This is a genomic window from Dokdonella sp., from assembly GCF_044227025.1.
GTDB lineage: Bacteria > Pseudomonadota > Gammaproteobacteria > Xanthomonadales > Rhodanobacteraceae > Dokdonella_A.
Genome location: NZ_JBGAFX010000001.1, coordinates 511,596 through 531,935, shown reverse-complemented (window position 1 = coordinate 531,935; position 20,340 = coordinate 511,596). Strand labels below are relative to the sequence as shown.

Genomic DNA, 20,340 nt, shown 5'->3' with positions numbered 1-20,340 from the left:
CTCCGTCAGAATCGCCAGGTCGCCGTCAAGCTGACCTGCCGTGGCGGCCCGTAGAAGCCGGTCAACACGCCGTAGGCGGGAATGTTGTAGCCGGTCGTGCGGTATTCCTTGTCGGTCAGGTTCGTGCCCTGCAGCGCGATCGACCAGGCCTTGTCGATGTTCCAGATGACGCCGGCGTTGAGCAGGCCGTAGCCCTTCTGGCGGATCGCCGGGCTGAGATCGGTCGTCGACCACACTTCGCTCTGGTAGGTGAAGCCGGCGCGCGCGACGAGGTTGCCCCCGAATGAAACCGGCGTGCGGTATTCGACGTTGAGGCCACCGGACATGCGCGGCGCGTTGGTGAAGCGCTGCGTGTCGGCAATGTCGACGCCCCGATTGAAGAACTCGTCGTAGCCGGCGTCGAGCCAGGCGAGGTTGCCGCTGATCAGCCAGTGCTCGGTCGGCAGCCACTGGTATTCGATCTCGGCGCCGTTGATGGTGCCCTTGCCGGCATTGGTGAAGTCGCCGAAAAAGCTCTGCGTGCCATCCGGCAACGTGTACGAGGTGAACACCGACAACTGGATGTCCTTGTACTTGTTGTGGAACAGCGCGACGTTGAGGTACATGCGCTCGTCGAGCAGGGTGAACTTGCCGCCGACCTCGAAGCTGTCGACGGTCTCGTCCTTGAACGGATCGCCCGAGCGCGGCACTGCGGTGGTGTTGGCGCGGATGTTGAAGCCGCCCGACTTGAAGCCCTTCGAGTACAGCGCGTACAGCATCGCGTCCGGCGTCACCTGCCAGTCGATGGACACCTTCGGCGAGATGTTGCTGAAGCTCACGGTCTTGTCGAAGTTCGCCGCGGTGGCCCAGCTCGTCGAGTAGGTGCCGTCGGTGTAGAAGCGGTTGAGCGCGATCGCGTGCTTGTCCTCGTCGGTGTAGCGCGCACCGAGATCGAGCTTCCAGGCCTCGGAAAGATCGATGGTCCAGTCGGCATAGGCGGCGATGCTGCTGGTGTAGACGCGCCCCTGGGTGTCGCCGAACAGGGGATTGGTGAGCGAGGGCGCCTGCGACGGGTTCTCGAAGTGGTTGAGCACCTGGCCGCCGGCCTTGCCGTTGAACGAATAGATGCCCATCACGCCGCGCGCGCGGCCGCCGCCGTCGTAGTTCAGTTGCAGCTCGTTGCTGTTCTGGGCGTCGTTGTAGAGCGCATGCACGTCGACCAGCGGCAATGGCGTGGTGTCGAAATCGATATCGGTGTCGGTGTCGGAGGCGCGGTGTGCGAACACGTACTTGAGCAGCCACGCGTCGCTGATCATCCAGTTCGCGGTCAGCGAGGTGCCCTTCATGTCGGTATTGTTGAGGTTGCGCATCGCGCTGCGGATGTCGTAGCGGCTGTCGAGCGGCGGATAGGCCGGCGCAAGCGGGTTCGGGGCGAGCATCTGCGCGCCGCGCATGCCGGACTGGTCCTTCATCCAGTCGTAGGCGAACTGCACGTCAAACGTCTCGGTCGCAAACAGGCCGAGGTTGAAGCGCGCCGCGTTGATCTGCTTGTCGCTGACCGGCTGGCGCGTGTAGACATCCTCGCCGAAGCCGTCGCGGGAGAGGCTGGCGACCGCCAGGCGCGCGCGCAGCATGCCGGAATCGTCGAACGAGCCGCCGATCGCGGCCTTCGCGTCCATCTGCCCGTCCGTTCCGACCGTTGCCTGCGCGTAGCCGCCGAAGTCCTTGTCGAGCTTGCGCGAGACGTACTTGATCGCGCCACCGATCGTGTTCTTGCCGTACAGCGTGCCCTGCGGGCCACGCAGCACTTCGACGCGATCGACGTCGAACACGTCGAGCAGGGCGCCCTGCGGACGCGCGATGTAGACGTCGTCGAGATAGATGCCGACACCCGGATCGACACCCCACAGCGGATCGGACTGGCCGATGCCGCGGATGTAGGCGGTGACCGTGCTGGTCGAGCCGCGCGCGGCGTAAATGGTCGTATTCGGCACCTGCCCGGCGAGGCCGGACAGGTCCTGCACGTTGAGCGTGTCGAGGCGGTCGGAGGTGAACGCGGTCACCGCGATCGGCACGTCCTGCAGCGTCTCGGCGCGCTTGCGCGCGGTGACCGTGATGCCTTCGAGATGGGTCGCGGCGTCGGCACCGGGCTTGGCGTCGTCGGCCTGGGCGTCGGCGGCGTCGGTCGCCGCATCCGCCGTCGATGACGCCGCGGCAGTCGTCGCATCGGCTGCATGGGCATTCAGGAACGCGAGGGCGAGCGCGCACGCGATCGCCGTGGACAGCATCTGGTGTTTCATCGATTCCCCTCCAGCATCGAGCCGGCCCGTGGCCAAGCGATGCGAGCAGGCTAGACCGCGGGCGCGCACGCCGACACCTGTACCTTCGTACAGTGGGCCGCCGGCGCGCGCTGCGCATACTCCCCGCAGGGAGCGCGTCGCGGGCCATGGTGGCCACCGGCGCCGCGCCACCGGAGTCTGGTCGATGGCCCTGCTGGTCGTGCTCGCTGCGCTCGTGTTCCTCATGTGGGTCGCCTACCGCGGCCACAGCGTAATCCTGTTCGCGCCGGTCGCCGCGCTCGGCGCGGTGTTGCTGACCGAACCTTCGCTGGTCGCGCCGATGTTCACCGGGTTGTTCATGGACCGCATGGTCGGTTTCCTGAAACTCTATTTCCCGGTGTTCCTGCTCGGCGCGGTGTTCGGCAAGCTGATCGAGATCTCGGGGTTCTCCAAATCGATCGTCGCGGCGACGATCGGCGTCGTCGGCGAACGCCGCGCGATGCTGTCGATCGTGCTGGTGTGCGCGCTGCTCACCTACGGCGGCGTGTCGCTGTTCGTGGTCGTGTTCGCGGTCTACCCGTTCGCGGCCGAACTGTTCCGCCAGGCCGACATCCCCAAGCGCCTGATCCCGGGCACGATCGCACTCGGTGCGTTCACGTTCACGATGGACGCGCTGCCGGGCACGCCGCAGATCCAGAACATCATCCCGACCACGTTCTTCGGCACCACCGGCTGGGCGGCGCCGTGGCTCGGCGTCGGCGGCTCGCTGTTCGTGCTTGCCTGCGGGCTCGGCTGGCTCGAATCGCGCCGGCGCCATGCGGCCGCGATCGGCGAAGGGTACGGAGTCGAACTGCGCAACGAACCGGCACCGTTCACCGGCGAGCGTCTCGCGCATCCGCTGCTCGCGCTGCTGCCGCTGGCGCTGGTCGCGGTCGCCAACTTCGCGCTGACACGATCGATTCCGCGCTGGTACGGTCCGACCCAGTCGTTCGTCCCGGCAGTCGTCGGCGACGCCAAGCCGGTCGTGCAGGAAGTCGCCAAGGTTGCGGCGATCTGGGCGGTCGAAGGCGCGCTGCTGCTCGGCATCGCCTGCGTGCTCGCGTGTGCATGGCGCCCGGTCACGCGCGCGTTCACCGACGGCAGTCGCGCGGCGGTCGGTGGCGCGTTGCTGGCGTCGATGAACACCGCGTCGGAGTACGGCTTCGGCGCGGTCATCGCGGCGTTGCCGGGCTTTCGCTCCGTCGCCGATGCGTTGCAGGCGATCCCGCATCCGCTCGTCAACGAGGCGGTCTCGGTGACCGCGCTCGCCGGCATCACCGGCTCCGCCTCCGGCGGCATGAGCATCGCGCTCGCGGCGATGGCGGACACGTTCAAGGCGAACGCGATCGCCGCGGGGATCCCGATGGAGGTGCTGCATCGCGTCGCCGCGATGGCGTCCGGCGGCATGGACACGCTGCCGCACAACGGGGCGGTGATCACCCTGCTCGCGGTGACCGGACTTACCCATCGCGAGTCGTACCGCGACATCTTCGCGATCACGCTGATCAAGACGCTGGCGGTGTTCGCGGTGATCGGCTTGTATGTGTTCGCTGGGGTGGTCTGAGCCGGGGGCTGCTGCAGGAGCGCCGCTGGCGCGACCGACCCGCTTCGGACTACCCGAACGGCCGCGGGCGCGCCGCTTCTACCCTTGCGCGACGACGACAGGCACCGCGCGATGTGCCGACTGGTCGATGAATGCGCGCAGATCCGCCTCGGCGAGCGGACGGCTGTAGTGGTAGCCCTGCACTTCGGTGCAGCGGTGGCGCACCAGCCAGTCGTATTGCGCGGCGGTCTCGACGCCCTCGGCCGCGGTGCGGATGCCGACGTCGCGGGCGAGGCGGATCACCGCGCGGATGATCGCCTCGGAATCGGCGTCGATGCCGATGTCGCGCACGAACGACATGTCGATCTTGATCTTGTCGAACGGGAACGCGCGCAGCAGTTGCAGCGACGAATAGCCCGTGCCGAAGTCGTCGAGTGACAGGCGCACGCCGAGGTCGTGCAACTCGTTCAGCGCGGTGCGTGTCGCGATGTCACTCGCCAGCAGTGCGCTCTCGGTGACTTCCAGGTCGAGGCGGTGCGCCGGCAGGCCGGCCTGGTTCAACGCGCTCACCACGTCGAGGACGAAGCCTGGTTTGCGCAGTTGCAGCGGCGACAGGTTGACGCCGACCTTGATTTCGCGCGGCCACGCCGCCGCCGCGCTGCATGCCTCGCGCAGCACCCAGTCGCCGAGCGGCGCGATCAGGCCCATCTCCTCGACTACCGGAATGAACGCCGCCGGCGGTACGCTGCCGCGCGAGGGATGGCGCCAGCGCAGCAGCGCCTCGACCGCGACCAGTTCGCCGGATTCGAGCGCGACGATCGGCTGGTACACGAGGCGGAACGCGCCATTGTCGATGGCGGTGCGCAGGTCCTGCTTGAGGCCGCGGCGCAGCTGCACGATCTCGTCCATCGAAGGATCGAAGAAACGGTGGGTGCGGCGGCCGCCGCCCTTTGCCTCGTACAGCGCCATGTCGGCGCGCCGCGCGAGTTCGTCGAAATCGAGATCGGCACCGATGGTCGATGCGATGCCGATGCTCGCGCCGATCGTGACCTGCTGCTCGTCGACGTCGAACGGATCGTCGAGCACGGCCTTGATCTTTCCGGCCAGCAGGCGCGCATCGGCGTCGGCATCCTCGCTCACCTGCAACAGCGCGAACTCGTCGCCGCCGAGGCGCGCGACGAAGACACCCTTCCCAACGCAGGCGGACAGGCGCTGCGCGACCATGCCGAGCAACTGGTCGCCGATGCGGTGGCCGAGCGTGTCGTTGACCGCCTTGAAGTCGTCGAGATCGATGTACAGGATGTTTACGCTGCGCTCTGCGCCCAGCGCCGCGAGCGTGCGCGTCGCGTGTTCGGTGAAGCTGGCGCGATTCGGCAGGCCGGTGACCTGGTCGTGGAACGCGAGGCGGTGCACCCGCGACTGCACTTCGTCGTGCTCGATCGCGATCGCGCACAGGTCGACGCAGCGCGCGACGATCTCGCGGTCGAGTTCGGCTGGTCCGCGCCGGCTGCGGTAGTAGAACGCGAACGTGCCGACCACGCGCCCGTCGCGCGCCTTGATCGGGCTCGACCAGCACGCGTGCAGCCCAAGCGGCAGCGCGAGCGCGCGGAATTCCGTCCACAGCGGGTCGGTCTCGATGTCGACGACCTCGACCGCGGTGCCGCGCCACGCGGCGGCGCCGCAGGAGCCGGCGAGCGGGCCGATCGGCAGGCCGTCGAGCGAATGCGAATACGATTCGGGCAGGCTCGGCGCGGCGAGCGGATGCAGCCTGCCTTGCGCATCGACGGTGAGGATCGAGCAGAGCACGTCGGGGGCGAGGGCCTCGACGCGCCGGCACAGGTGTTCGGCCACTCCGGCGAGCGGCTCGCCGCGCGCGATCGCTTCGAGGATTTCCCCCTGCAATCGTTGCAGTTCCGTGCTCGAGCGATCGTCCATCATCCGCGATCCCTTCGCATCCCTCCCCGGGGCCCGCGGAATCGCACGGACCGGACGGCCATCATACGCCGCGCGCGCTTCGCCTCAAGCCGCGTCCGGCTCGCGCTCGAAGGAATGCAGGTCCATGTCGCGCGTGGAGACAGGCACGTAGTCGGGCCCGAACGCCACGTCGCCCGGGCGCCAGCCGGCCGGAGTCCACAGCGCGCCCCAGAAGCGCCGGAACGCGCCCCATTGCATCGCAACCACGCCGCGGCCGTTGTCGGCGTCGACGACCGGGTCGCCGACGCCGGTCGGGCGCGCGGGCTCGCCGTACAGCGCGGTGCCGAACAACACGTCCCACACGGAAAGTACCTGACCATAATTGCAATTGTGCAGTCGTGGCCGGCGCGCGTCGACCACCATGTGGTGCAGGCGGTGGAAGCGCGGATCGACGAACAGCTTGTCGAACACCCGGCCGAAGCCGAAGCGCACGTTCGCATGGGAAAAATTCTGTGCCAGCTCGCCGATGAACATGAGCAGCGCGAACTGCTCCGGCTCGACCCCGATGACAAGACCGACCGTGGCGAGCACCATCGATTGCAGGAAACCGTCGACGTAGCTGCCGCGGTCGTTGGTCCAGCAGCTCATCTGGCGCTGGCTGTGGTGCATGCTGTGCAGCGCCCACCACCACGGGATCCAGTGCTGCACGCGGTGCATCCAGTAGTAGGCGAAGTCGTAGATCACGTAGTAGACGAGGAACAGCGCGAGCGGGTGCTGCTGGAACCACGGCACCCACGCGGCGAGGCCGCTGGTGGCGTCGCCGGCCGCGTCGGTTCCGCCGAACGCGTTCGCGAGCGGGGTCAGTACCAGGTAGGCGAACAGCGGATTGAGACCGAGCAGCATCAGCAGGGTGTAGGTGCGGTCGATGCGGGTGAGGCGGCGGTCGGGCCACTCCTCGGCCGGCGCGAGGCTCTCGAGCGGCCGGAACACGAGGGCAATCACCAGCACCTGCGCCGCCGCGATCAGCAGCGCGCCGGCGATCTCGCGCGGATCACCGGCGAGCCGGTCGAGGTGGACGAGCACGAGGAACGGCGACACCAGATGCGTGGTGAGCGCGTCGACGAGGAGGGACCAGAGTGCGGACATGCGCGCATTCTAGTGCGCGGTCCACCCGTGCTGCGCGCACCTGAACCGCATGGCGTCACGATGCCCATCGATTCATTGCGCGTAAAGCCGCTGCCGCCATGATGCGAAGGTCGCCGCTCGGGCGGTATTGCAATGGGAAGACTGCCATGAACCGGATCGTATTGACCCTGTCGACCGCACTCGCGCTGGGCCTGGTCGCCTGCAGCGAAAAATCACCGGAAGAAGCACAGCGCGACGTCGCCGCGGCGCGCGCCAAGGCGGCTGAGGATGTCGCCGCGGCGCAGAAGAAGGCCAATGAGGCAACCGCCCAGGCGCGTCAGCAGATCGAAGCGGCGCAGGCGAAGGCGAACGCCACGGTGCAGGAGGCGAATGCGGATGCTGGCGAGAAGATCAACGATGCGAGCGCCGCTGCGAACAAGGTCGAGCGCAAGGCGAGCGAAGACGCGAACGACGAGAAATCGGACGCTTACCAGAAGGATGCGAAGGCACGCTACGACCTCGCGCTCGCGCAAGCCGACGCCGACTACAAGGTGGCCGCGGAGAAATGCGAGGGCCTGCCGCGCGCCGAGCAGGACGCCTGCGCGTCGACCGCCAAGGCACAGGCCGAAGCGGCCCGGCAGCGTGCGCGCAGCGACTTCGACAATGCCGAAAGCGCCGCGAAGGCCATGAAGCGGTGACGTACAGGGCGCCGCGTGGAACGCGGCGCCCTTTGCTTCAGTCCGGCAATGCGCCGATGAAATCCGTCTTGCCGATGTCGACGCCGTTGTGGCGCAGGATCGCGTACGCGGTCGTCACGTGGAACCAGAAATTCGGCAACGCGAAATACAGCAGGTACGGCTCGCCCTTGGTCCTGACCTCGCCTGTGCGCAGCGGCAGGTTGATGTCGCGCGCCTCGCTGGCGTCGATCTGCTCGGGCTTGAACGAGCGGAGGTAGGCGAGCGTCGCGGCGATGCGCGCCTGCAACTCCTCGAGCGTCGTTTCGTTGTCGGGCACCGGCGGGCGTTCCTGCCCGGCGAGGCGTGCCGCAGCCCCGCGCGCGTGATCGCAGGCGATCTGGATCTGCCGCGACAGCGGCAACATGTCCGGCGCGAGGCGCGCATTGACCAGCACGGCCGGATCGAACTTCTTCGCCGCAGCATGCGCGGCGCCCTTGCCGAGGATCGCCGACAACTGGGTCAGGGCACGAAGGAAAACGGGAACCGAAGCCGCGTACATCGAAAGCGTCATGCGAATCTCCTCGAACTGGGAAGCCGGTGCCGTGGTGGCACGCGGTCCGGGTCGAGGTGGCGACGCGCGCGGCGGCAAACAAGGCGCGGGAGACAGTGTCCCGCCGGTGGGCGGGACACCGGGTCGGTACGGCTATTCATCCGCTCCGTCGTCGCCTTCGGCGGCTTCATGGCGACCGGTATACGGATTCGGAGCGGGATAGCTCGGTCCCTGGCGCACGCGTTCCTGTTTCGCACGCAGCAATTCGCGGAAGTGCTGCATCGCCAGCTCGGCACTCACGGCACCCGTCGCCGCCGCGGCAGGCGCGGCCGCAGGCTTCGCTGCCGCCATCGGCTTTCGCATTGCCGGTTTCGGCGCCGCGGCGGGTCTTGAAGGCACGCCGGTCACCGCCGGCCTCGCAACAGGTGGTGGCGCGACCGCGGCCCTCGCAACCGGTGCCGCGGGCTTGCCTGCAGGCGCCGGCTTGGGCGCGACTTCTGGAACCGGCTTCGCGGCAATCTTCTTGGCCACGGGTTTCGGTGCGACTTTCTTCACGGCCGCCTTCTTCGCGACCTTGCCGGCGGGCGCCTTCTTCGCAGCGACCTTCTTCGCGACTTTGGCGGCAGCCTTCTTCACGCTTTTCTTCGCGGCCTTGCCGGCCCCCTTCCTGGCCGGACGCGCCGGCGCGCGCGCTGCCGCTGGCGTCTTGCGTGCCGTCTTCCTCACCGCGACTCTCTTCGCGGCGCGCTTTTTCGCGCCACCGCCCTTCCTCGCAACCTTCTTCACCGCAGCCTTCTTCGATGCGACTCGCTTCATGTCGATACCTCGCTGGTCGTGAACCGGCCGCACCGGGTGCGCGCGGCCCGCCGTGGATAGCAGAGCCAAGCTTTACTCAGCCCGAACCGCTCGCATCGCGGAGCGGGGCATACTCATGCTACACGCGAAGAAACCAGGGGACACGCGCATGAAGATCTGGGTCGACGCGGACGCCTGCCCGAAGCCGGTCAAGCAGATCCTTTATCGAGCGGCCGAGCGCGCACGGGTCGAACTCGTGCTGGTCGCCAATCAGGCGCTGGCCGTGCCGCGATCGCCGCTGATCAGCACCCGAACCGTCGCCAGCGGGCTGGACGCGGCCGATAACGCAATCATCGACTGCGCCGCCGCCGGCGATCTGGTCGTGACCGCGGACATCCCGCTCGCCGCCGCGGTGGTCGCCAATGGCGTGACCGCGATCAACCCGCGCGGCGAGCTGTACACCGCCGAAAACGTTCGCCAGCAATTGTCGATGCGCGATTTTCTGGACAGTCTGCGCGGCGCGGGCGTGCAGACCGGCGGTCCGCCCGCGTTCGATCAACGCGACCGCCAGGCGTTCGCGAACCAGCTCGACCGCCTGCTCGCCCGCCTCGCGCGCCTCTGAGCGCACCGAGTTCCGTTCGCCTCAAGGCATTCGCTCGAGGGCTGCGCGCGGCAGCTCATGCATCGAGTGTGGATCGAGCGCGTACGGATGGACTTGGTCGAGAAAGCCCGGCAGCGCGCGCATGCGCCCGATCCATGCGCGCAGGCGTGCATGCGGCGCGAGATCGAAGTCGGCATCGGCGGCCTGGCTTGCATAGGCGAACACGGAAATGTCGGCGATCGTGCAGTGGTCGCCCGCGAGGAAGGCGCGCTCGGCCAGTTGCGCGTCGAGGATCGCCAACGCACGCAGGCCGGCCTCGCGCTTGAGCGCGACCAGCTCGGGGGGTCGCCGCGCGAGCTTGCCGGTCAGGGTCCAGTGGCGCAGCGCGCCGATCGTCGATTCGATGCGCTCCTGCTCGAACGACAGCCACTGGTGCACGTATGCGCGCGCGTAGGCCTCGTCCGGCAGGTAGCGGGTGTCGTCGGCGAGGAAGGCGAGGATCGCGTTCGACTCGGCCAGCGCACGGCCATCGGCGAGGCGCAGCGCCGGGACGGTGCCGGTCGGGCTGATGCGCAAGAACTCCGGCGTCTGCCCTTCGCCCTCGAAGATCGAGACCAGCTCGCTCCGATATCGCAGGTCGAGCCAGGCAAGCAGCTGGCGCACCTTCCAGGCATTGCGCGAAGGCAGGTAGTCATACAGGGTCAGCATTGGCGTCACTCTCCAAGGGTGTGCCAAGCGTGGGCGATGCCGCGATCGCGCGATATCCGCCGATTGCGCCGCATATGCCGCGCAGCAAGCGGATGGCCGGGCGCTTGCGCCGGCGCGAGGATGCCCCCATCGAAACCGGTGGAGATCGAGATGCGCGACGAATCCAGATGGCAAGCGGTACAGCAACGCGACGCGTCGATGGACCGGCGCTTCGTCTATGGCGTGCTGAGCACCGGCGTGTATTGCCGGCCGTCGTGCGCGGCGCGCCGCCCGCTGCGCGACAACGTGCGTTTCTTCGATGAGCCCGCTGCGGCGGCCGCGGCCGGCCTGCGTCCATGCAAGCGTTGTCGACCGCTCGAACACTGGCAGGACGATCCGGAAATCGCACTGCTGCTGCGACTGTGCCGGCTGGTCGAAGCGGAACCGGACCGGTTGCCCGACGGCGCCGCGCTGGCGCGGGCGGCCAAACGCGATGCGTTCCAGCTCAATCGACTGTTCAAGCGCTACCTGACGATCACCCCCGGCGACTACATCGAGAGCGTGCGCATGCGCCGCGTGCGGCACGCGTTGCGCCACTCCGCCTCGGTCACCGATGCGATCTACGACGCCGGCCTCGGCTCCAGCCGCGGCCTGTACGAACGCGCGCCGGCCTCGCTCGGCATGACCCCGCGCGAGTACCGCAGCGGTGGCGAAGGCGTCGCGATTTCGCACGCGACCGGCAACACGCCGCTCGGCCTCACCTGCATCGGCGCGACCGATCGCGGCATCTGCTTCCTGCAATTCGGCGAAGACCGCGAGGCCCTGCTCGCGCTGCTCGCGGGCGAGTTCCCGCACGCACGCCTCGCACCGATGGACGCCGCGGCGCAGTCCGCATTCGATGCGTGGATGCACGCGCTCAACGAACACCTCGGGGGACGCGCCCCCGACCTCGACCTGCCGCTCGACCTGCGCGGTACCGCGTTCCAGGTGCGCGTGTGGAACTACCTGCGTTCGATTCCATATGGCACCGTGGTGTCGTACGCCGAAGCCGCGGCGGCGATCGACGCGCCGCGCGCGACGCGCGCGCTGGCATCTGCCTGCGCGCGCAACCGCATCGCCGTGCTGGTCCCTTGCCATCGCGTGCTCCGCGGTGACGGCGGCCTCGGCGGCTACCGCTGGGGACTGCCGCGCAAGCGTGCACTCATCGACGTCGAGCGCAGCGCGACGCGTCGTCGATGACGCGCGCGGCGGCGGTTTCAGCATGCGTTAACGCCGCGGGTGAAAGGGTGGCACTCCGTTTCGATGGAGCTCTCCGATGAAGATCGCGATCCAGGCCACTGAAGATCTGCGCAGACTGGGCGAACTCCTCGACGGCATCGAAACCGCGATGCTGACGACCCACGCCGCGGACGGGTCGATGGTGAGCCGACCCCTGCAGACGCTCGCGTTCGACGGCAATGGCGAACTGGTGTTCTTCACCGCGGCGGACAGCCGCAAGATCGACGAGGTCGCCGACGATGCCGACGTCAACCTCGCCTACGCCGATCCGCACGCGCAACGCTTTGTTTCGGTGCGCGGCAGGGCTCGCGTCGATCGCGACCGGGCCACGATCGAGGAACTCTGGTCGATGCCGCAGAAGATCTTCTTTCCGGACGGGAAGGACGATCCGAATCTGGTGGTGCTGCGGGTCCGCGTGCGCGATGCGGCCTATTGGGAAGCGGCCGGCAACTTCGTGGCGCGCGCGCTCGATTTCGCGCGCGGCATGCTCAGCGAGGAGCCGACCGATCTCGGCAAGCAGGGCAGGCTCGCAGGATCGGGATTCGACAGCGCCGGTGACGCCGCGCGGTGATCAGGCCACGCCGTGCGAGCGCGTGGCGGGTTCAGCCCGTCGCGACGCCGCTCGTGGCACCCCTGCCGGGCGCGGGCAAGGCCTTTTCGGCGACCTTCACGACCTTGCCGGCAACGATCCAGACGGTGACCTCGCGCTGGTCGCGCGTGTAGGTCCAGATCTCCATCGCCGGCGTGCTGTCGTCGCCTTCGATGCGGTCGAGCTTGTCGGGCATGCCCGCCGCCTCGCGCACCAGCGTCACCTGGTCGCCCTTGCCGATCAGGCGCTTGCCGAACATGACGCTCTGCGCCTGCAACCCGCCGCCGAACGCCATCAGCGCCGCCGCCATCGCAATCCGCCCGCGCATGACACATCCCCCCGAAGATCCCCGGCCGCATGATCGCACCGGTGCGTTGCGGATATTGTGCACCGGCCGCCGTCCCACCCGCGGTCGCGCCGATTGAGACGCAGCGGCGCACAATGCCGCGATGAAATCGACTGCGCCGCCACCCGATCCGCTTCGCCTCGACGCGCCTGCGCGGATCAAGGGCCGCGGCGCCGCGTCCAATCCCGAAGGCCGCTTCGAATCGCTGGCGAAAACACGCGAGGACGATGGCTGGCATCACGACGGCGAGCCGGCGTCGCGACCCGCCACGCAGGTGACCGAAGAACGCGCACGCACGATCATCAGCCGCAACGATTCGCCCGACATCCGCTTCGAGCAGTCGATCAATCCGTATCGCGGCTGCGAGCACGGTTGCGTCTACTGTTACGCGCGACCGTCGCATGCATATCTCAATCTCTCCGCCGGAATCGACTTCGAGACGAAACTGTTCGCGAAGACGAATGCGGCCGAATTGCTGCGCACGGAGCTCGGCAAGCGCGGCTATGTCTGCTCGCCGATCAACCTCGGCGCGAACACCGATCCGTACCAGCCGATCGAAAGGCGTTACCGCATCACGCGCTCGATCCTCGAAGTGCTGGCCGAGCACAACCATCCGTGCACGATCATCACGAAGAACGCGCTGATCGAGCGCGACCTCGACCTGCTCGTGCCGATGGCGAAGGCACAGCTGGTTCATGCCTTCGTTTCGGTGACCTCGCTCGACAACCGCCTGTCGAGCACGCTCGAATCGCGCGCGAGCGCGCCGCACCGCCGTCTCGAAGCGGTCGCCGCGCTGAATGCCGCGGGCGTGCCCTGCGGCGTGATGGTCGCGCCGATCATCCCGATGGTGACCGACCGCTGGATCGAGCAGATCCTCGAACGAGCCGCCGGCGCCGGCGCCACGCATGCGGGCTACACCGTGCTGCGCCTGCCGTACGAACTCAAGGACCTGTTCAAGGAATGGCTCGCGCTGAACGTGCCCGAGCGCGCCGAGCACGTGATGAGCCTGATCCGCCAGATGCGCGGCGGAAAGGACAACGACGCGCGTTTCGGTGCGCGCATGCGCGGCGAGGGCGAGTTCGCCGAACTGATCCGCCAGCGCTTCCGCCTCGCCTGCCGCCGCCACGGCATCAACTCGGTGCGCGAACTCGGGTTGGACACGACCCGCTTCACGCCGCCACGCGCGGCGTCCCCGCAGGGCGAGTTGTTCTGACTCGAAAGCGCCGTACACCTCCTTGGGGGAGAGGTCTGCGACAAGGACTCCGTCGATCGTGAACGGCACGGTGGCACCGGTGGCGGTTACAGCGGCCGCGGTTACCGGCATCGATGGTCGCCTGGTTGTACCAGGTGCGGGTTTGCATGCCCTCTCAGGCGGAGATCGCGAGCCGCTCGCTGCGGTACACCCAGGCCGTGACCAGCGCGGCCACGATCGCTGCGACGGTCGTGGCGGCGATGCACATCGCGAACTGCGACGGCAGGATCGAATCACCGCGCAGCAGGCGCAGGATCGTCACGTGCTGTCCCATCAACGGTACCGCGTACATCCAGTCCTGCGTCTTCACCGGGTACAGCGACATCAGCATGGTCGGCACCGCGGGCACGAACATGAGCAGCGAAAGATAGGTCTGCGCCTCGCGGAAGCTCTTCGCGAACGCCGCGGCGAGCGTCTGCAGGCAGCCGAGAAGAACCACCAGCGGCAGCATCACGAGCAGCGTGGACAGCGCGAAATGCACGCCGAGCTGCAGGCTGATGCCGAGCTTGTCGGTCGGCAGGAACTGTCCGGCGATCGAGAACGCGACGATGCCGAGCACCAGCGAAGTGAACGCGAATGCGCTCGTCGCGCCGAGCTTGCCGGCGAGCAGCGCGCCCCGCCGCACCGGATTGACCAGCAGCGGTTCCAGCGATTGCCGCTCGCGCTCGCCGGCCGTGGTGTCGATCGCGAGCGCCATGCCGCCGATGAACACGCCGAGAATGAAGAAGTAAGGCAGCATGCCGAACAGGCCGCCACCGCGCGCCTGCGCGGTGGACTGGTCGCGCTCGGCGACGACGACGGGGCGCACCACGTTCGGCGAGACGCCACGCGCGACGAGACGCAAGGCGCCATTCGCCTGCGAGTACGCGTTCAGCATGCCGCGCAGGCGCGCGACCGGGCCTTGCGCGTCACGCTGCGATTCATCGTAGACGATCTCGACCTGCGCCGGTTCGCCGGCCGACCACGACTTCGCATAGTCGTCCGGAATGCGCAGCACGAGGTCGACGTCCTGCTCGCGCACGGCGCGCTCGGGGTCGGCCGGCGCGTTCTTGATCTCGACGCCAGAGCGGCGCAGCGCGGCAATCAGATTCGGCGCATGCGCGGCGCCGACGACCGGCACCGGCAGCGGCTGTTCGGCCTTGGCCAGCTCGCGCGAGATCGACGCGTTGATGATCAACGCAAACATCAGCGGCGCCATCAGCGGCCCGGTCACCAACGTGTTGATCACGGTGCGGCGGTCGCGCAGGTTTTCGCGCACTTCCTTCCAGAACACGATGAGGGTCGCTTTCATGACGGAACTCGCGTTTTTCCCAGGGAGGGCTTGAAGGCACGACCAGCACTCATGCGGCGAGTCCTTCTTCCGAGCCGATGATCTTCACGAACGCGTCCTCCAGGGTCGCCGCGCCGGTCTGCGCACGCAGCGCTTCGGGTGATTCGTCGGCCACGACGCGGCCACGCGCGATCACCACGATGCGGTCGCACAGCGCGCCGACCTCCTGCATGATGTGGCTGGAGAACAGCACGCAATGCCCCTCTGCCTTGAGTTTCTGCATGAAGGCACGCATGGCGCGCGTCGCCATCACGTCGAGGCCGTTGGTCGGTTCGTCGAGGATGATGTTCTTCGGCTCGTGGACGAGTGCGCGCGCGATCGCGGTCTTGACGCGCTGGCCCTGCGAAAAGCCCTCGGTGCGGCGTTCGAGGATGTCGCGCATGTCGAGCGCATCGGACAATTGCGCGATGCGTCGGGCGCGGGTGGCCGCGTCGAGGCCCTGCAGGCGGCCAAAGTAGTCGATGTTCTCGCGCGCCGACAGGCGCTTGTACAGGCCGCGCGCATCCGGCAGCACGCCGAGGCGCCGACGTACTGCGAGCGGATCCGCGGCTGCATCGATACCGTCCACGCGCACGCTGCCGCGGTCGGGACGCATGAGCGTGTAGAGCATGCGCAGCGTGGTCGTCTTGCCGGCACCGTTGGGGCCGAGCAGGCCGGTGATTTCGCCGTCGCGCGCGGTGAAGGAGACGTTGTCGACGGCGCGCACGCTGCCGAATTGCTTGTGCAGGTCGGTGACCTCGATCATGGCGCGGCTCCGCTGAAGTCGATGAACGCCGGGATCGGCGAGAAATTCCCGACGCAAGCGGCGTCGAGCGCGAGCGCGTCGCGCGTCTCGACGAAGCGCGCCGCAAGCTTCGGCAAGCAGCCGCGGCCGAGCACGCTGTGGCCCTGGCCCTTGGCGATGAGCACGCGGCCCCTGGGCAGCGTCTTCGCGATCGCTTCGGCATAGCGCGGAGGTGTGACCGGATCGAACTCGCCGCCGAGGATGAGCACCGGCAGGTCACCCGTGAGCGGAGCATTGAAGTCGGCCGGGCGCGCCCCGTGTGGCCAGATCGCGCATTGCGCCTTCAGCACATCGACGAAATGCGCACCGAGCAGCGTGTCCGCATCTGCCGGGTTCGGCACGAGACGATCGGCGTCTTCGCTGCAGATCACCGACAGCTGCATCGCGTTGTCGGCCAGGCTCTTCATCTGCTGACCGAGCATCTTCGCCTGCCCGGCGAGAGGCGCGTAGTCGCCGGCAACGGCGCGCGAGATCGCCAGTGGCAGCAGCGCGCCGGTTTCGGGCATGTAGGCGTACATGCGCGCGAGCGCGGCAAGCATGCCGGCGTCCACGCGCATCGTCTTTTGCGCGTTGTCGACCGGGTCGCGATAGCTGACTTCGACCGGTTTGTCGCGCAGACGGGCACGCAGTTTTTCGAGGTTGGCCCACGGCGCGCCGAACGCCTTCGCGCAGGTCGCGTCGGCAGCGCAGACCGCGAACTGCGCCTTGAGTGCAGCGTCGAGGTTGACGGCGAAGTCGGAGCCGAGTGCGTTGTCGTTCGGCACGGCGCTGTCGAGGATCACGCTGCGCACGGCATCGGGGTAGGTCTTGGCGTATTGCTGCGCAACGCGCGTACCGTAGGACGTACCGACAAGGTTGAAGCGCGGCTTGCCGAGCGCGGCGCGCAGGGCTTCGAGATCGCGCAGCGCCATCGTCGTCGTGTAGAAGCGGGGATCGGCGTGTGCGGAAACCTTCTCGAGGCAGGCCCTGGTCTGCGCACGCACGCGCTCGGGATCGTTGGCCCAGTCCGACTCGTCCTCGCTGCGCGCGCAGGTCAGCGCATTCGAGCCGCCGGTGCCGCGCTGGTCGAGCAGGATCAGGTTGCGCTTGTCGCGCATTGGCGCGAACGCGGCTGCCTGCTGCGGCCAGGCTTCGGTGGCGGCCTGGCCCGGGCCACCAGCGATGAGCACGACGGGATCGGCAGGCGGCGCTGCCGCGGTACTGGCGAGCAGGGCGAGTTTGAGATCGATGCTGCGGCCATCCGGCGCGTCCCAGTTTTCAGGGACCCGGAACGGTGCGCAGTAGGCCGAGGTTGTCGCGCCGGTTTGCGGCGCGGCCAGTTCGCATGGTTTGAACACGAGCGCGCCGTAATGAAGACTGCCATCGGTCGCGCGCGTGGGTGCGGACGCGCTCGTCGGGGGCTCGGACGCGCTTTCGACCTGCGCTTTGCGCAGATAGGCGAATCCCAGGGCAGCCGCCGTCGCCAACACGAGCACGAGGCGGAACTGCGTGCGCTTGTCCATCTTCACTCTCCGGGATCGAACAGGTCTTCGATTGGTTTTCTGAACAGTTTTGCGATTCGGAATGCGAGCGGGAGGCTCGGATCGTACTTGCCGGTTTCGATCGCGTTGACGGTTTGCCGCGAGACGCCGAGCCGCTCGGCGAGTTCGCCCTGCGACCAACTTTTGCCTTCACGCAACTCGCGCACGCGATTGTTCATCGATAACGCCAGTGCGCCCACAGCTGCGCCAGCACGTAGACGACGACCAACAGCAACGGCGCCGTCAGCGCACCAGGGTGGGCGATGCCGGCGTCGTCGAGCAAGCCGAGCGCGAGCAGCAGCGGAATGCCGAGTGCCAGCGCCAGCGTCGCTGCTTCCAGCTCGATGCGCTGGCGCAGCTCATCGGTGGCGCGGATGCGCGCGAATTCGAGCGCGACGAACCCGATCACCGGCGGCACCGGCGCAAGCGCCACCGCGATATGCGGCAACGGCGCCGAGATGGTCTTGCCGAACTTCACGCTGAACAGGATCGCGCCGACGTAGACCACCATCAGCGCCGCGGACGACCACCAATAGCGCCGGTTCGTGCCGGCACAGAAGAATTCCCGCCACATCACCCGCGCCTGTAAAGTCTACTTGACAGGCATTGTCGGCTGGGGCCGTGGTGATGTCAAGCGTCCTTGACAACGCCAAGTGCGCGTGCACGGACATCCTGCCCGCGGAAATTGGGCTGGAACGCCAATCGCCGCGCTCGGACCTGCAATGTTTCGACAAACGCGGGCGACGCCGGCGGCGCTTGTCACTAGTTGCCTCAAATGTGACGTGGTTCTCATTTGGCACGGGCTTTGCTTTCGGCCCATGCAGCCTGCGCTCGTCGACGAAGCCCACCGGCCTCGATTTCGCCTGATGCGGGTACGTCGTCCAATCGGACATTCCTGGAGAACTGAAAAGTGAATATCAAACTCGCCGGCGCCCTCGCGCTGATCATGGGCGGCGCGATCGCTGCCCCCCACGCCTCGATGGCCGCGACCGGCGATGTCGCCGTCAGCGTTGCGATCACCAGCGGCATCACGATCCTCTACTACGACGCGACGCTGAACGTCACGGTCGACGCCTCGACCCTCGCTGCCTCCGTCGCCCCGCCGTGCGTGGCCGGCGGTCCGGCAGGTACCTACAATTGCGGCGACGCCACCGCGCAGTCGGTCACCGCAACCTACGCCGCCGGCACGCTGACCGCGCCGTTCGCGATCGCGACCACGCCGGCTCCGGGTGGCACACCGGCGGCGATGCCGCTGCTGCTGACCAATGTGTGGGCAGTGCGCGCGATCGGCGGCGCCAACGCGACGACCGTCGTCACGGCAACGCTCGGTACCAACACGACCCTGACCAATCCCGCCGGCGGCACGATCGTGCTGAACCCGCTGATCGGCGTCGGTACCGGCGTTGCGGCACCCGCCCTCGTCGCGAGCCCGGCCTCGACCCCGGCGTTCGCCGACCCCGGTCTGGCCAATCCGATCTCGGGCAGCGTGATCCTGTCGCTGAACCTGACCAATGCGACCAAGACCGGCACCTACACCGGCGCAGGCGCGCAGCAGTACACGATCGCGGTCACCGCGACCTGATCGTGCAGGCGACGACCGCCATGCACGCATGCGCAGTCCATGCCCGGCCGGTGCTGCTCGCACTGGCCGGCATGCTGGCAACGCAGGTGGCCGCCGCAGGCAGCGTGCCTGCGGCGCCATTCGCGTTCGGCAGCGGCACGTCGCAGTTGACCGTGACAACCACCAACATCGTCCTCGACCCGATCCGCCTCGACGACATCGCCGACCGTGCGATCCAGCCGCTGGCGCCCGAAACACGCCGCGCCGTCGCGATCGGCGGCAGACTCGTCTCCGCCGGCACGATCAATGTTCCGCCCGTGCGGTTGACGGTCACGCGCCATTTGCATCAGGCCTGGCGCATGCAGGTGCCACAGGGGCGGTCGATGGCGAGCACCGGCGTCAGCGCGCGCGTCGAATCGATGGCCGGGCCCAATGCGCTCTCCAGCGACGAGAAACCAGGCGCGTCCCTGCCCGTGCGTGTCATTCCGCAGCCACCGCGGATCGTCGCCAGTGATGCGCGCTCGCAGACCCTCGAGGGTGACGTGTTGCTGGAGTTCGACCTGCGCACCCTGCGCGCGGCCGGCAGCTATTCCGGTCGCCTCATCATCACTGCCGAAGGTACCTGAAATGGCTCGCCCATTCCGTTTGACCCGATGGGTGTTCGGGCTTCTCGCGCTGGCCGCATCGTTCGCGCTGCACGCGCAGGTCGCGATCAGCCCGCAGATCCTCGACATCCCGCTCGACGACGGCGCACAGACCCATGCGTTCCGCCTCTACAACTACATGACCGAGGACAAGCGCGTGCGCGTGTCGCTCGCGAACTGGACCCTGGATGAAGACAACCAGGTCAGCCTGCTTCCGCCCACCGAAACCTCGCTCGATCACTGGACGGTCATCAATCCGCTCGAATTCGACCTGTCGGCCGGCAAGTCGCAGGCCGTACGCCTGGCGATTCGACCGGCGGTGCCGCTCGCACCGGGCGAACATCGCGTAATGGTTTATTTCGACGAAATCGCGCCGACCGATCCTTCCAAGGAAGCGCCGGCGACCTTGCGCGCGCGGTTCCGCATCGGCGCGGCGGTATACGTGCATGTGGGACCGGCGATCCATGACGGCACGATCAATTCAGTCGCCGCCGACCGCACCGGCTTTCGCATCAACGTGACCACCACCGGCAATGCCACCACCCGGTTCGACGGCCAGTACGTGGTCTATCCGGCCAGGGATTTTCCCGGCAAGGGCAAGGTACCCGCGATCGAGAAGCTCGATCTGCCGGACATGAAGCTTCCCCCGGGCGCGGTGGCGGGTGGCCGCATTCCGGCCACGGCCGTGCTGCCCGGCAGCACGCGCACGGTCAAGGAAACCTTCCGCGCCAAGGCGTTCCCGCCCGGGCGCTACGTGGTCGCCTTCAACGGCCAGTTCGGAAAAGCCGCCATCGACACGCAGGCGGACCTCACGGCCGTCGCCGGCAACTGACGATCGCGCGCATCG

21 protein-coding genes are annotated in these 20,340 nt (G+C 67.9%); 9 read left to right on the top strand and 12 right to left on the bottom strand.

The window, feature by feature from the left end:
- Nucleotides 1-5: 5 nt before the first annotated feature.
- The gene (locus ACILRJ_RS02405; protein WP_395679999.1) at nucleotides 6-2,279 is read right to left on the bottom strand and encodes a TonB-dependent receptor; all 2,274 of its coding nucleotides are present in this window, start codon (nucleotides 2,277-2,279) and stop codon (nucleotides 6-8) included.
- Nucleotides 2,280-2,463: 184 nt separating this feature from the next.
- Between ACILRJ_RS02405 and ACILRJ_RS02400 the strand changes: the two genes are divergently transcribed.
- Nucleotides 2,464-3,861 (top strand): GntP family permease, encoded by a 1,398-nt coding sequence (locus ACILRJ_RS02400; protein WP_395679997.1) that lies wholly within the window; start codon nucleotides 2,464-2,466, stop codon nucleotides 3,859-3,861.
- 78 nt (nucleotides 3,862-3,939) lie between these two features.
- Here ACILRJ_RS02400 and ACILRJ_RS02395 read toward each other — a convergent pair whose 3' ends face one another.
- Nucleotides 3,940-5,775, bottom strand: a complete 1,836-nt coding sequence (locus tag ACILRJ_RS02395; RefSeq protein ID WP_395679995.1) for a putative bifunctional diguanylate cyclase/phosphodiesterase — start codon at nucleotides 5,773-5,775, stop codon at nucleotides 3,940-3,942.
- An 84-nt stretch (nucleotides 5,776-5,859) separates the two neighbouring features.
- Nucleotides 5,860-6,900, bottom strand: coding sequence for a sterol desaturase family protein (locus tag ACILRJ_RS02390; protein ID WP_395679993.1), 1,041 nt, complete (start codon nucleotides 6,898-6,900; stop codon nucleotides 5,860-5,862).
- Nucleotides 6,901-7,046: 146 nt separating this feature from the next.
- Here ACILRJ_RS02390 and ACILRJ_RS02385 point away from each other — a divergent pair, with 146 nt between their 5' ends.
- On the top strand, nucleotides 7,047-7,577 hold the full coding sequence (locus tag ACILRJ_RS02385) for a hypothetical protein (protein ID WP_395679991.1): 531 nt from the start codon (nucleotides 7,047-7,049) through the stop codon (nucleotides 7,575-7,577).
- A gap of 37 nt (nucleotides 7,578-7,614) precedes the next feature.
- Here ACILRJ_RS02385 and ACILRJ_RS02380 read toward each other — a convergent pair whose 3' ends face one another.
- Both ACILRJ_RS02380 and ACILRJ_RS02375 read right to left on the bottom strand, forming a co-directional pair.
- Entirely contained in the window at nucleotides 7,615-8,127 is a 513-nt protein-coding gene (locus ACILRJ_RS02380; protein WP_395679989.1) for a DUF1993 family protein, read from the bottom strand.
- Between the two features lie 132 nt (nucleotides 8,128-8,259).
- Nucleotides 8,260-8,922 (bottom strand): hypothetical protein, encoded by a 663-nt coding sequence (locus ACILRJ_RS02375; protein ID WP_395679987.1) that lies wholly within the window; start codon nucleotides 8,920-8,922, stop codon nucleotides 8,260-8,262.
- 148 nt (nucleotides 8,923-9,070) lie between these two features.
- Between ACILRJ_RS02375 and ACILRJ_RS02370 the strand changes: the two genes are divergently transcribed.
- Nucleotides 9,071-9,523, top strand: coding sequence for a YaiI/YqxD family protein (locus tag ACILRJ_RS02370; RefSeq protein WP_395679985.1), 453 nt, complete (start codon nucleotides 9,071-9,073; stop codon nucleotides 9,521-9,523).
- A 21-nt stretch (nucleotides 9,524-9,544) separates the two neighbouring features.
- Here the strand turns inward: ACILRJ_RS02370 and ACILRJ_RS02365 are convergent, their stop codons facing one another.
- Entirely contained in the window at nucleotides 9,545-10,210 is a 666-nt protein-coding gene (locus ACILRJ_RS02365) for a glutathione S-transferase family protein (protein ID WP_395679983.1), read from the bottom strand.
- A gap of 120 nt (nucleotides 10,211-10,330) precedes the next feature.
- Here ACILRJ_RS02365 and ada point away from each other — a divergent pair, with 120 nt between their 5' ends.
- Both ada and ACILRJ_RS02355 read left to right on the top strand, forming a co-directional pair.
- The gene (gene ada / locus ACILRJ_RS02360) at nucleotides 10,331-11,428 is read left to right on the top strand and encodes a bifunctional DNA-binding transcriptional regulator/O6-methylguanine-DNA methyltransferase Ada (protein WP_395679981.1); all 1,098 of its coding nucleotides are present in this window, start codon (nucleotides 10,331-10,333) and stop codon (nucleotides 11,426-11,428) included.
- Between the two features lie 76 nt (nucleotides 11,429-11,504).
- Entirely contained in the window at nucleotides 11,505-12,038 is a 534-nt protein-coding gene (locus tag ACILRJ_RS02355) for a pyridoxamine 5'-phosphate oxidase family protein (protein ID WP_395679979.1), read from the top strand.
- Nucleotides 12,039-12,069: 31 nt separating this feature from the next.
- Here ACILRJ_RS02355 and ACILRJ_RS02350 read toward each other — a convergent pair whose 3' ends face one another.
- A complete protein-coding gene (locus ACILRJ_RS02350) occupies nucleotides 12,070-12,384 on the bottom strand; it encodes a hypothetical protein (protein ID WP_395679977.1) in 315 nt (104 codons plus the stop codon).
- 121 nt (nucleotides 12,385-12,505) lie between these two features.
- On the opposite strand from ACILRJ_RS02350, the gene ACILRJ_RS02345 reads away from it, so the two are divergent.
- Nucleotides 12,506-13,615 (top strand): PA0069 family radical SAM protein, encoded by a 1,110-nt coding sequence (locus ACILRJ_RS02345; RefSeq protein ID WP_395679975.1) that lies wholly within the window; start codon nucleotides 12,506-12,508, stop codon nucleotides 13,613-13,615.
- Between the two features lie 154 nt (nucleotides 13,616-13,769).
- Here the strand turns inward: ACILRJ_RS02345 and ACILRJ_RS02340 are convergent, their stop codons facing one another.
- The 5 genes from ACILRJ_RS02340 to ACILRJ_RS02320 are packed head-to-tail and all read right to left on the bottom strand — an operon-like array spanning nucleotide 13,770 to nucleotide 17,862.
- Nucleotides 13,770-14,945, bottom strand: a complete 1,176-nt coding sequence (locus tag ACILRJ_RS02340; RefSeq protein WP_395679973.1) for an ABC transporter permease — start codon at nucleotides 14,943-14,945, stop codon at nucleotides 13,770-13,772.
- Nucleotides 14,946-14,994: 49 nt separating this feature from the next.
- Entirely contained in the window at nucleotides 14,995-15,729 is a 735-nt protein-coding gene (locus tag ACILRJ_RS02335) for an ATP-binding cassette domain-containing protein (protein ID WP_395679971.1), read from the bottom strand.
- The gene (locus ACILRJ_RS02330) at nucleotides 15,726-17,270 is read right to left on the bottom strand and encodes an alpha/beta hydrolase (RefSeq protein ID WP_395679968.1); all 1,545 of its coding nucleotides are present in this window, start codon (nucleotides 17,268-17,270) and stop codon (nucleotides 15,726-15,728) included. The genes ACILRJ_RS02335 and ACILRJ_RS02330 overlap by 4 nt, the downstream gene beginning before the upstream one ends.
- A gap of 2 nt (nucleotides 17,271-17,272) precedes the next feature.
- The gene (locus tag ACILRJ_RS02325) at nucleotides 17,273-17,467 is read right to left on the bottom strand and encodes a helix-turn-helix transcriptional regulator (RefSeq protein ID WP_395679966.1); all 195 of its coding nucleotides are present in this window, start codon (nucleotides 17,465-17,467) and stop codon (nucleotides 17,273-17,275) included.
- A complete protein-coding gene (locus ACILRJ_RS02320; protein WP_395679964.1) occupies nucleotides 17,464-17,862 on the bottom strand; it encodes a hypothetical protein in 399 nt (132 codons plus the stop codon). The genes ACILRJ_RS02325 and ACILRJ_RS02320 overlap by 4 nt, the downstream gene beginning before the upstream one ends.
- Before the next feature lie 336 nt (nucleotides 17,863-18,198).
- Here ACILRJ_RS02320 and ACILRJ_RS02315 point away from each other — a divergent pair, with 336 nt between their 5' ends.
- From ACILRJ_RS02315 to ACILRJ_RS02305, 3 genes are read left to right on the top strand one after another with little or no spacing between them, the layout of a single operon-like run.
- Nucleotides 18,199-18,870, top strand: a complete 672-nt coding sequence (locus ACILRJ_RS02315) for a hypothetical protein (RefSeq protein ID WP_395679962.1) — start codon at nucleotides 18,199-18,201, stop codon at nucleotides 18,868-18,870.
- A 20-nt stretch (nucleotides 18,871-18,890) separates the two neighbouring features.
- A complete protein-coding gene (locus tag ACILRJ_RS02310) occupies nucleotides 18,891-19,475 on the top strand; it encodes a hypothetical protein (RefSeq protein WP_395679960.1) in 585 nt (194 codons plus the stop codon).
- 1 nt (nucleotide 19,476) lies between these two features.
- Entirely contained in the window at nucleotides 19,477-20,325 is an 849-nt protein-coding gene (locus ACILRJ_RS02305; protein WP_395679958.1) for a hypothetical protein, read from the top strand.
- Nucleotides 20,326-20,340 lie beyond the last annotated feature (15 nt).

Bases quoted from the DNA above. Each gene is read 5' to 3' on its own strand.
- ACILRJ_RS02305 (WP_395679958.1), top strand. From the start codon at position 19,477: ATGGCTCGCCCATTCCGTTTGACCCGATGGGTGTTCGGGCTTCTCGCG.
- ACILRJ_RS02385 (WP_395679991.1), top strand. From the start codon at position 7,047: ATGAACCGGATCGTATTGACCCTGTCGACCGCACTCGCGCTGGGCCTG.
- ACILRJ_RS02340 (WP_395679973.1), bottom strand. From the start codon at position 14,945: ATGAAAGCGACCCTCATCGTGTTCTGGAAGGAAGTGCGCGAAAACCTG.
- ACILRJ_RS02350 (WP_395679977.1), bottom strand. From the start codon at position 12,384: ATGCGCGGGCGGATTGCGATGGCGGCGGCGCTGATGGCGTTCGGCGGC.
- ACILRJ_RS02370 (WP_395679985.1), top strand. From the start codon at position 9,071: ATGAAGATCTGGGTCGACGCGGACGCCTGCCCGAAGCCGGTCAAGCAG.
- ACILRJ_RS02310 (WP_395679960.1), top strand. From the start codon at position 18,891: ATGCACGCATGCGCAGTCCATGCCCGGCCGGTGCTGCTCGCACTGGCC.
- ACILRJ_RS02320 (WP_395679964.1), bottom strand. From the start codon at position 17,862: ATGTGGCGGGAATTCTTCTGTGCCGGCACGAACCGGCGCTATTGGTGG.
- ACILRJ_RS02345 (WP_395679975.1), top strand. From the start codon at position 12,506: ATGAAATCGACTGCGCCGCCACCCGATCCGCTTCGCCTCGACGCGCCT.
- ACILRJ_RS02335 (WP_395679971.1), bottom strand. From the start codon at position 15,729: ATGATCGAGGTCACCGACCTGCACAAGCAATTCGGCAGCGTGCGCGCC.
- ACILRJ_RS02355 (WP_395679979.1), top strand. From the start codon at position 11,505: ATGAAGATCGCGATCCAGGCCACTGAAGATCTGCGCAGACTGGGCGAA.
- ACILRJ_RS02365 (WP_395679983.1), bottom strand. From the start codon at position 10,210: ATGCTGACCCTGTATGACTACCTGCCTTCGCGCAATGCCTGGAAGGTG.
- ACILRJ_RS02375 (WP_395679987.1), bottom strand. From the start codon at position 8,922: ATGAAGCGAGTCGCATCGAAGAAGGCTGCGGTGAAGAAGGTTGCGAGG.
- ACILRJ_RS02400 (WP_395679997.1), top strand. From the start codon at position 2,464: ATGGCCCTGCTGGTCGTGCTCGCTGCGCTCGTGTTCCTCATGTGGGTC.
- ACILRJ_RS02330 (WP_395679968.1), bottom strand. From the start codon at position 17,270: ATGGACAAGCGCACGCAGTTCCGCCTCGTGCTCGTGTTGGCGACGGCG.
- ACILRJ_RS02325 (WP_395679966.1), bottom strand. From the start codon at position 17,467: ATGAACAATCGCGTGCGCGAGTTGCGTGAAGGCAAAAGTTGGTCGCAG.
- ada (WP_395679981.1), top strand. From the start codon at position 10,331: ATGCCCCCATCGAAACCGGTGGAGATCGAGATGCGCGACGAATCCAGA.
- ACILRJ_RS02395 (WP_395679995.1), bottom strand. From the start codon at position 5,775: ATGGACGATCGCTCGAGCACGGAACTGCAACGATTGCAGGGGGAAATC.
- ACILRJ_RS02390 (WP_395679993.1), bottom strand. From the start codon at position 6,900: ATGTCCGCACTCTGGTCCCTCCTCGTCGACGCGCTCACCACGCATCTG.
- ACILRJ_RS02380 (WP_395679989.1), bottom strand. From the start codon at position 8,127: ATGACGCTTTCGATGTACGCGGCTTCGGTTCCCGTTTTCCTTCGTGCC.
- ACILRJ_RS02405 (WP_395679999.1), bottom strand. From the start codon at position 2,279: ATGAAACACCAGATGCTGTCCACGGCGATCGCGTGCGCGCTCGCCCTC.